The 9,981-nt window shown below is 49.0% G+C and carries 6 protein-coding genes; 3 read left to right on the top strand and 3 right to left on the bottom strand.

What is annotated here, in order from left to right:
- Nucleotides 1–367 precede the first annotated feature (367 nt).
- Entirely contained in the window at nt 368–4,099 is a 3,732-nt protein-coding gene (locus tag H6G00_RS07520; protein WP_190796273.1) for a WD40 repeat domain-containing protein, read from the bottom strand.
- A 154-nt stretch (nt 4,100–4,253) separates the two neighbouring features.
- Between H6G00_RS07520 and H6G00_RS07515 the strand changes: the two genes are divergently transcribed.
- Both H6G00_RS07515 and H6G00_RS07510 read left to right on the top strand, forming a co-directional pair.
- Nucleotides 4,254–6,086 (top strand): adenylate/guanylate cyclase domain-containing protein, encoded by a 1,833-nt coding sequence (locus H6G00_RS07515; RefSeq protein ID WP_190796272.1) that lies wholly within the window; start codon nt 4,254–4,256, stop codon nt 6,084–6,086.
- Nucleotides 6,087–6,159: 73 nt separating this feature from the next.
- The gene (locus H6G00_RS07510) at nt 6,160–7,074 is read left to right on the top strand and encodes a PhzF family phenazine biosynthesis protein (RefSeq protein ID WP_190796271.1); all 915 of its coding nucleotides are present in this window, start codon (nt 6,160–6,162) and stop codon (nt 7,072–7,074) included.
- A 124-nt stretch (nt 7,075–7,198) separates the two neighbouring features.
- Here the strand turns inward: H6G00_RS07510 and corA are convergent, their stop codons facing one another.
- Nucleotides 7,199–8,368, bottom strand: a complete 1,170-nt coding sequence (corA, locus tag H6G00_RS07505) for a magnesium/cobalt transporter CorA (protein ID WP_190796270.1) — start codon at nt 8,366–8,368, stop codon at nt 7,199–7,201.
- 346 nt (nt 8,369–8,714) lie between these two features.
- Here corA and H6G00_RS07500 point away from each other — a divergent pair, with 346 nt between their 5' ends.
- Nucleotides 8,715–9,530 (top strand): DUF1838 domain-containing protein, encoded by an 816-nt coding sequence (locus tag H6G00_RS07500; RefSeq protein WP_190796269.1) that lies wholly within the window; start codon nt 8,715–8,717, stop codon nt 9,528–9,530.
- A 28-nt stretch (nt 9,531–9,558) separates the two neighbouring features.
- Here H6G00_RS07500 and H6G00_RS07495 read toward each other — a convergent pair whose 3' ends face one another.
- On the bottom strand, nt 9,559–9,954 hold the full coding sequence (locus tag H6G00_RS07495) for a nuclear transport factor 2 family protein (protein WP_190796268.1): 396 nt from the start codon (nt 9,952–9,954) through the stop codon (nt 9,559–9,561).
- Nucleotides 9,955–9,981: the final 27 nt, after the last annotated feature.

Below are 9,981 nucleotides of genomic sequence, written 5' to 3'. Positions count from 1 at the left end.
GATCGGGGTCTCCTCTTGTGGATGAATTGGATGTTTGTGAGTTGATGCAGTTTGAAGCGCAACACTGCAGAGCAATCTGCCCAGGCTGGAGCCTTGCGGGTTGCAAGCTTTCCAGTGGGAGTTGCACTGGCTGATGCTATCTGGGAAAGACGACATGCAGCAGGTTGTGGAGTGACTTCAAGCTTTTATAGAGGGAGCGGGTTGGGTTCGGTGTGTGGTTCCCGTTTCGTTCCTCATGTACATCAATGTATTCGCTAACCTCGGCGCTGACGATGCCTAAAAGTTAGGGAAAGTTATGCTGTTTCTTAAGTCGCTTCTGCAGCGTTGGAAATTAGGGCAAGAAGCAGCTTTTCAAGGTTACAGAACGCTATTGCTCGATCGCCCCTAACGTATACAGAGCCAATTTTTGAGCATCTGTGATACCCGTCACTCCTTTGATGTTAGTGCCGTCATAGGGGCGATTGGGAGTTAACGTATTCAGGCATTCTCCAGTTAGGATATTCCAGATTTGAATGGTGCCGCTGTGACTGCCGATCGCCAATTTGTTTTGAGTGGCAAGGTTCTTCGGAGTAGGGGATGAAACTGGGCAAAAGGCGATGGCTGACCTAACAGAACGAGAAGGCACAGACAAAGTTTTACGGCAAACACCCGTGCTGACCTCCCATAGTTTCACGGTTTGGTCGAGGCTACGGCTGGCAAGGGTTTGACCATCAGGACTAAAAGCAACTGACCAAACGTCATTGTCATGTCCGCGTAGAGTGTAGAGACATTCACCTGTACGGACTGACCATAACCGCACCGTTTCATCGCTGCTGCCGCTAGCCAGGAGTTGCCCATCGGGGCTGAAAGCGATCGCCTTCACTCGTCCACTATGGTCTTGTAGCCGATGAACACACTGGAGATCTGGAACAGACCAGAGGCAAATCGTTTGGTCTTCACTGCTGCTGGCTAATAGTTTCTCTGTGGGGCTAAAGGCGACTGACCAAACCCAATCGGAATGGGCTGCTAAGGTGTGAAGGCATTCCCCAGATTGAACTGACCAGAGACGCAAAGTACAATCATCGCCCCCGCTGGCTAACACTTCTCCATCGGGGCTAAAGCTGACCGACTGCACCCAATGGGAATGCCCCTGCAAGGTTCTAAGACACTGTCCGCTGCTGAGTTCCCAGAGCTTAATCGTTTCGTCGGCGCTACTACTGGCGATCAGGTGAGCTTGGGGATGAAAGGCTGCTGAGGTCACCCAGCCCGTATGTCCCTCAAAGGTCCTGAGGCATCGTCCGGTGTTCGTGTCCCACAGTTTGATGGTCTGGTCGGTGCTGCTACTAATTAACTTTTCACCATTCGCACTGTAAGCAACGGAAAAAATGGAATTGGTGTAACCACGCAGGATTTTAAGGCACTGTCCGGTTTGGCTATGCCAAATTCTCACGGTTTGGTCGGCACTGCCGGTCACCACCATTTGACTCTCCGAATGGCAGGCAACGGAGAAGATGGAGTTGGTATGTCCCCACAGAGTATGCAGACATTGTCCGGTGTCAACTGACCAGATTCGCACGGTGCGATCGTCGCTGCTGCTGATTAGGGTTTGCCCATCAGCACTGAAGCTGACAGAACGAACGCGATCGCCATGTTCTGAAAATGTTTTGAGGCATTTCCCCGTCTTCATCTGCCAAAGTTTGAGGGTGCGATCGGCGCTGCCGCTGGCGAGCAATTCACCATTAGGACTAAAGGCAACTGACCACACTCGGTCGGTGTGTCCCTGATAAACCTGGTGGCATTTCCCTGACTGGACATTCCATAGGCGAATACTGCTGTCTTCACTGCCACTTGCCAGCAGAAGCGCTGAGCTTTTCTCAATAGCAGCATGACAAAACGCAACCGAGAGAATGCGTCCCGTATGTCCGGCTAGTTGCTTAATACAAGTTCCCTTAGAGGCATCCCACAGCATTACACTGGGTTCGTCTCCACCGCTGGCGAGGAGTTGACCATCAGGGCTGAACGACACCGACCAGATCGAACCGCTATGCCCTCGAAGCGTGCTTAGACATTCACCTGTTTGGGTATTCCAAAGCCGAATCGTTTTGTCACTACTGCAACTGGCGAGAGTTTGCCCATCGGCACTGAAGCTGACTGACCAAACCCAGCCCTGGTGACCCTCTAATGCCAGTAATAGGCTTCCCTGATTGACCTGCCAGAGACGTAGGCCGCCTTCAGCGTCTCCGGTTGCAAGAACGTCACCTATCGGACTGAGGGCGACAGCAAACACGATACCGAGGATTTCTGCGAACATGGAGCGAGATAAATCAGCATAGGCAAAATTAATCTGGTGCAGCTGCATCTGGCGCAAATCGGCTTGCCAAAGCGTTAAGTGTGAAAAGTCATAACTGCTTAAGTGAGTTTTTCGCTGACCCAAAAGATTGAGTAGATTGCCCCCTGCATACCCACTTTCTGAAGTGGATTTGCCGCGCAAGCAGGTTAACTGTTGAATCAAGTCATCTTCCAGCGCATCAAGAAGCGAATCCAACTGTTCGAGGATTGGAGTGAGAATCAGTCGAATTTGAGTTTCTCGAATGTAGTCTTTAGATTGAGCTTTGAGCAGCGCGTGATGTTTGAGCAGCGCGTCTTTTGCAGCAATTCCCTGCACGCCTTGCTGAATTTCCGTGCAGATTTGGGTGATCAGGCGATCGCTCACATATTCCATCACCACAGGCTGAAGCGAGAATAGAGCGGCTTGCTTTTCAATCAGCGATCGCTGCTCTAGCAGTTCCAGAACTTCGATTAACCGTTGCGGTGCAATGGATGGAAAGATATCCATTCTCAACTCGGCAAAAGTAGCTGGTTCACGATAAATTGCCAGCCAATACATCACCGATTTTTCAAGCACTGACAACCGTTCAAACTGCTGGTCGATTAGCGTGCGAATTCCGCCAAATACAAATGTGTCTTGTTGTAGAAACTCCGTTAAGTTGCCATCAAATAGAGTTTGAATCGTGGTGGAGATAATTTTGAGTGCTAGCGGATTGCCAGAGTAGCCTGCAATTAAACGACTCCAATCGGTGTCCGTTCCTTGGAAGCATCCCTTTAAGCTCATTAATTCCTGGGCTTCTGTACGCTGGAGTCCGGTAAGCGTGAGCGATCGCACCGGCAAAGTTTCCCCTTCCAGCAAAGCAACTTCTGGCGGCTTTTCACGACTGGTCAACACTAAACAGCTTTGATGTCGCGTTTCGCCAATTTGCCGAAACAGTTCCCGATAAACTCCATAACCCTGACTGCTGGCAACGCTGGTTTCTGGTTCTTGAGCGTAATGCAGAACCGTTTCAATGTTGTCGAGAATAATCAGACATCGACGCGATCGCAACTGATGTATAAATTGGGCAGTTTGTCTTTCGATCGGCTGTTCAACCTGCTGCTGGTTAGTGAGCAATTGCAACAGGTCAGACAGCAGTTCAGTAGGGGGTAAGGCATTCCGTAGCGATCGCCAAATTACCCACTCAAACTCAGATTGGAGCCGCTGGGACAGCCGAATCACCAGCGAGGTTTTGCCCATGCCACCCATACCCAACACTGCTACCAGTCGGCAGGGCTGTTGGGATTGACTACCCAAAATCCACTGTTCTAGACGAGTTAGCTCTGCTGCCCGTCCATAGAAGAAACTCACATCTGCGGCATCACCCCAATCCTGCCGAGGGGCAGAAGCAACCTGGGTCAGTACAGCGCTCGGTTCGACCGCAGCGTCACTCACTCGACTTGCAGGTACCGCTTCAGCCGTAGGTTGAGAAATATGTAATTGATCCGGTTTAGCGGCTTGAGTTTGTGTAGAGATCCCATCAGTGTGAGATTTACGTTCGATCGCTGCTCGAAAGCTGGTTTTGTTAACTTTTTCACCGATGACTTCAGATAGCAACCTCCAAAGTTTAGGACCGACATCGTGCTTCAAGTAGGTGGGTGAATACCCATAGGTTTCTGCAATCTGGTCATAACTTTGACGTTGCCACGACCAGGATTCACGCAGCATTGCCTGTTGCAAATCGCTTAGATGAATGCCCGCCTTGGTAAAGACGAGCGCATCCGTAAAGGCAAGGGCTTGTTCGACATCCATCGCTAACTCGTATCAGGTGAAGAAAATGGTCTATCTGCGCTCTTGCTTCCAAAAGCGTGTTTTAGTAGATTATCAGACTAGAAATGGCATGTACTAAGTTTTACTTCGAGGGGCGATCGCAATCAGACCCAAGCTTGGAAGGTGATCTCGTTCAATGATGACTCGACTTTGGAATGGGTTTATGCATCTGCTGCTAAAGCAGATTGTCCTGGTGCTAACGGTGATGTTTTGCATCGGGGTAGGAGTTGCCCTATCAAATATGTTTCAACTCTCGTCAAACCTGATCCGATCGCAGGCTGTGTTAAACGCCACCCTCTACATTCAAGCGTTTAACCAGGCGATCACGCTGTATAGCGATGCAGCCGCTGACCCAGCCAAAGAGAGTGGGCTGACGGTGACTCACGCCTATGTGACTGAAGAGCAGGCAATTCCCCTACCTTCTACGTTTGCGATCGAGTTGAGCGACATGATTAGCGATCGCAACCCCGATCTATCTGTGCGCTTCTTCAGCGATTATCCATTCCCCTGGCGACAGTCGGAAGGGGGGATTAGAGATGAATTTGAGCAAGCTTCCCTCGATTTTCTGCGGCAAAGCCCTAGAGAAAAGTTTGTGCGATTTGAGGAGCGTGACGGACATACGACGATGCGCTATGGCGAAGCCAGCATCATGAAAGCAACCTGCGTCGCCTGCCACAACACTCATCCTCAAAGCCCTAAAACCGATTGGGAGTTAGGAGACGTAGCGGGCGTTTGGGAAATTAAGCAGCCATTGGATACGTTCGTCCAAAAAGTAAATACCGATCTGCGGGAAACCTTTTTTATGCTGGGCGGCATTTCCGTCTTAGGACTGTCTGGGCTAACCCTGGTGGTTGGAAAACTGCGCGACACCGCCAAAGGGCTGGAAGGACGGGTAAAAGAACGGACGGCTGACCTAGCACAAGCTAATGACGACCTGGAAAAGCGCAATCAGCTGATTCGTCAGGTGTTTGGGCGCTATTTGAGCGATGAAGTGGTAGTGAATCTGTTGGAAAGCCCAGGAGGGTTAAAACTGGGAGGCGATCGCCGTAAGATTACCATTCTCACCTCTGACCTGCGCGGCTTCACGTCCTTATCCGAAAGGTTATCGCCAGAGGAAGTGATTAATATCCTCAATCTCTACCTGGAATACATGGCAGACGTGATCAACCAGTATCACGGCACGATTGATGAGTTTATGGGAGATGGCATTCTGGTCCTGTTTGGTGCGCCCAAGGCGAGAGAAGACGATGCAATTCGGGCGATCGCCTGTGCCTGTGCTATGCAGCTTGCCATGGGAGCCGTCAACGAACACATGAAAGTACTCGGCTTACCCCGACTCGAAATGGGCATCGGCATCAACACCGGAGAAGTCGTTGTCGGCAACATTGGCTCTGAAAAGCGCACCAAATATGGCATCGTTGGCAGCCAGGTCAATCTCACCTATCGGATTGAATCTTACACGCGAGGCGGACAGATCCTGATCTCAGAGCAAACTTTTAAAGAAGCTGGGCCAAACGTGCGAATCAGCGGTCAACAGCAAGTCCAGCCGAAGGGCGTAAAGCAACCGATTACCATTTACGAAGTGTATGGAATTAGCGGCTTTCACAACTTGTATTTACCTAAAGAAGAAGAGATCTTTTTGCCGCTGCCTAAACCCGTTCCTCTCCAGTTCTCGCTGTTGGAAGGCAAAGAGGTTAGCAAAACTCACTTTCAAGGAAAGCTGATGCAGCTTTCAGCAACCGGAGCACAAATTCAGGTCACAACACCCAATGGCATTTCTTCAATTAATGAATTTGCCAACCTGAAACTCACTCTGTTAGCCTCAAATCCAGCACAGAACCTCAACGATATTTACGCTAAAGTTGCAAAAACTCAAGCAAGCCAAGACGCATTTTCCATCTATTTCACCTCAATGCCACCCCATGTACAAACTTGGCTGACTAACCTTTATCAATCCTGTACTAGATAGGAAGTAAGGGATTGCATCAACAGCGCTGTGATGCTTTACTCAGGGCAGTACTCCAGCGATCGCTCCTAACACCATGCGCTACCGTTTTTACACCGCTGATGTCTTCACCGATCAGATCTTTGGCGGCAACCCGCTAGCCGTGTTTCCAGACGCTCGAGGATTATCCACTGAGCAAATGCAGCGGGTTGCTAAAGAACTTAACCTCTCAGAAACCGTTTTTGTATTTCCTCCCCAACAACCAGGGAGCGATCGCCAGCTTCGCATTTTTACCCCTGCAAGAGAGTTACCCTTTGCCGGACATCCCACCGTTGGCACCGCCTATGTTCTCGCTACTCTGGGAGAAATCACTGCTCCTGAAGATACAACAGTAGTGTTTGAAGAAGGAGTCGGTCCCGTCTCAGTAGATATTCGAGTAGAGTCTGGTAAGCCAACCTTTGCTGCCTTGACTGCCGCCAAACTGCCCGAATTCAGATCAGATCTTCCTTCTGTAGAAAAGCTGGCGGCTGTCCTTTCCCTTGAGCCTGCCGATTTGCTTAATGGAGAAGATAAACCCCAAGCAATTTCTTGTGGTGTACCGTTTTTGTTTGTGCCGTTGAGCGATCGCGCCGCTCTCAGCCGCATTCAACTAAACCGCCAGGAGTGGCAGCAGTGCCTTGCTTCTGCCTGGGCACCCGACCTTTATGTGTTTGCCTACGACCCTCAAGATCCGTCTCATCTGTGGGCACGAATGTTTGCCCCCACAATGAACATTGACGAAGACCCGGCGACAGGCGCAGCCGCTACGGCGATCGCAGGTTATCTGTGTAACCGCAACAACCTCACCGATGGCACATTGCGCTGGTCGATTGAACAAGGCGTTGAAATGAGTCGCCCCAGCCTGCTTCAAGTCGAAGCTGACCTGAAAAACAGCGAAATCCAAGCCATCCGAGTTGGTGGCTCCTCTATCCTGGTGAGTGAAGGCACAATGGAAATTCCAGATAGCCCTTAGAAAGAGGTAAGGATGCAAGTTGGCGATAAAGAGGATGAAATTGATGCAGTACAGTCTCTGCGTGCCCAATTTCAACAATTTGATGAGCTGAGTGGATAGTAGGCTGGCGATCGCCGCAAAGGATTCATTTCAGCCATTTTCTCTTCCGTTTTGGCGAGGATCGCCGATCACTCCTAATCCCGGTAAAGTTCTCAAACCAACCCTTGCGCCAAAAGAAAATAATCATACCAACTGCAATGGTTGCCATTACGGACAACGTCGCAACATACCCCCAGTACCAATTGAGTTCAGGCATATTAAAGGGAGAAGTTTCAGTATTAAAGTTCATCCCATAGATCCCGGCAATGAACGTTAAAGGAATAAAGATACTGGAGATGATAGTCAGAAGCTTCATCACCTCGTTCATGCGATTACTGACGGAGGATAAGTACACATCCGTCAAGCTTGCAGCAAGTTCTCGGTAAGTTTCAACGATATCTAAAACTTGAACGGTATGGTCATAGCAGTCCCTCAGAAACGTTCGTACATCCTGGCTAATTAAGTCACTACTGTCGCGGATGAGGGCATTGATCGCATCCCGTTGCGGCCAGATGGCACGCCGAAGCTCCAGGAGTTCTCGCTTGATTTGATAAATTTCCTCCAGGGTTTGGGGTGTTGGAACAGACACAACTTCGGCTTCTAAGTCCTCAATTAATTCTCCATACATTTCTAGAATGGGATAGAAGCCATCAATGATGGCATCTATTAAGGTGTACAACAGATAATCCGCCCCTGCCTTACGAATGAGCGATCGCCCCAATTGAATCTGTTCTCGAACGAATCCCAGGCAATCATAGTAAGGTTCCTCTTGAACCGTGAGCAGATAATGTTTACCCAACACCAGGCTAATTTGTTCAGTCATAACGCTGCGGCCGTCTTCCCGCAGTGAGACCATCCGCGCGATCAAAACCAGTTGTTCCTCGTATTCCTGCATATGAGGACGTTGAGGAACATGGATAATGTCTTCCAGTGCCAACGGATGCAGGTTGAACACTTGCTTGATTTGTTGCCAAGTCTGTTCATCCCCTAGCCCACTCACATCAACCCAGGAAACTGATTCACTGTCTAAATAGGGAATACACTCTTCAGGTTTGTTGATGTCAACTTTCCTGACTTCCGATCGACTGTAGTCAATCAGGGTAATTTTGGGCGGAGGTGCATCGGGGTGAAAGTGAACAACTCCAGGAACACCTCTCCGTTCATTAAAGAATCGGGGTCGATTAGAAGAGCGGGAACGAGGGGGCTGAGCTTGCATTCGCGATTTTCTCCAGGTTGCTCACAGGCACCAATACTGACCCAACTGTAAAACCGTTTGCTGACGTTCTTTTTTCCAGAAAGGTGTAAAACTCCATGCTATATAAATGCTTTATATCAAGCAAACTAATGAACTCACTAGGAATCGGAGCTTTATTATCCTATGCTTTCCGTCCACTCCTTAAATCGATAATTTGAGGCGATCGCCGAATTGAAGTGATGAATATATTTTCAAAGAACGAATGAATGAAATTTTGTAAGAAGTATAGCCTCGCGTTGCTGCTCACAAAAAGCCTCCGGTTATGATCATGGTGAGAGAATTTAGTGGAATATCGAGGAATCTGTAGATGGCGACTGAAATTCAAGACTTCGACGCTCAGTATTGGGTCAAGACGCGCTCATCCCTCGATTCAAACCAATCAACCTTCTTAATTTGGTCAGGAGCAATCTACGCGTTGGTTCCCGGTGAAAAGAGAAATCGCCTCTTTAAGATGGTAGGCGTGAGTGTCAGCAGATGCATTCCTACAGAAGAGGGAAGTTGGGATTTTACCTCTCGGGAATTGACGTACTACCTTCACCCAGAAACGGGTGAAATTTTGCGACAGTGGGAAAATCCCTGGACGGGAGAGTTACTTCCTGTAATGCATGTCGCCAACAATCCAGTGCAGGGTCACTTTAAGGGCAAATTTCCGGCACGCACACACGGAGATAGTACAACCTTCGTGTTTGATATATTTATGGCTTACCCCAATCCTCTCGCTACAGAGCCAAAATTTGCTGATTACAGCCCCAACCTAACCTATCAGGCAGCCGAGTTATTTAAGTTAACTGTTCCAACTGAAGACCTATTGAACCCTGAAATTCTCTCGGTTTCTAAACTACAGCTTTACTGGGATCGGATAGGTCCGTGGGTTCCCTGGATGAAAATGGGCGATCGCCCAGGTCAACTCGTCTACAGTGCTTATGGTGGCAAAGTCAATGGTTTCGATGAATTACCACAACTGCTACAGGACGAAATTAATACTCGCGTCCCTCTCTATAAAAATGCGCCCCCATCTTACTTAGATACAGAAGACAGCACCTCCTGGCTATATTTTCAAAAGTACTTTGATGCTTATTTAGCGGGAGAGATCTTTCCTTTGCCACAATCAGAGGAGGTTTAACTTGAGATGACCGCTAAACTCAGTTAAATCAATTCGATTGACCATCGCTGCCTAAGTACTCTCGGTATCCACAAATTTTGTCGTCACGGACATCAAACGAAACAGCGACTCGATTTTTGTAAGGTTTTCCCCGCATGAGTCCTTCATCACGAAACTCAAAAACAGCCGTTGTTTCGTTGCTAGTTGCCCGATCGAGCGTCAAGGTTAACCCTTCACTATAGACTTCGGAAACATAGTGGAAAAATGCGATCGCGCGTTCTTTTCCGACGTTTAAGCCCTGAAACTGACCCAGCGGAAACCAGAACGAAAAATCGTCAGTGAGCATATCGAAGAACGCTTGCCAGTCTCCGGTCGCAAGTCCATGCTCAAAGTGGGCAAAGGCTTGCCGAGCAACCGCTAATGTATTGGCTGATTCTGTCGTCATATCAGCGCACGCTCTCAACTATCACCC

It is taken from the genome of Leptolyngbya sp. FACHB-541 (genome assembly GCF_014695875.1).
Lineage (GTDB): Bacteria > Cyanobacteriota > Cyanobacteriia > Elainellales > Elainellaceae > JAAUTN01.
This window is presented reverse-complemented; position numbering and strand designations above follow the sequence as displayed.

Bases quoted from the DNA above. Each gene is read 5' to 3' on its own strand.
- H6G00_RS07520 (WP_190796273.1), bottom strand. From the start codon at position 4,099: ATGGATGTCGAACAAGCCCTTGCCTTTACGGATGCGCTCGTCTTTACC.
- H6G00_RS07515 (WP_190796272.1), top strand. From the start codon at position 4,254: ATGATGACTCGACTTTGGAATGGGTTTATGCATCTGCTGCTAAAGCAG.
- H6G00_RS07510 (WP_190796271.1), top strand. From the start codon at position 6,160: ATGCGCTACCGTTTTTACACCGCTGATGTCTTCACCGATCAGATCTTT.
- corA (WP_190796270.1), bottom strand. From the start codon at position 8,368: ATGCAAGCTCAGCCCCCTCGTTCCCGCTCTTCTAATCGACCCCGATTC.
- H6G00_RS07500 (WP_190796269.1), top strand. From the start codon at position 8,715: ATGGCGACTGAAATTCAAGACTTCGACGCTCAGTATTGGGTCAAGACG.
- H6G00_RS07495 (WP_190796268.1), bottom strand. From the start codon at position 9,954: ATGACGACAGAATCAGCCAATACATTAGCGGTTGCTCGGCAAGCCTTT.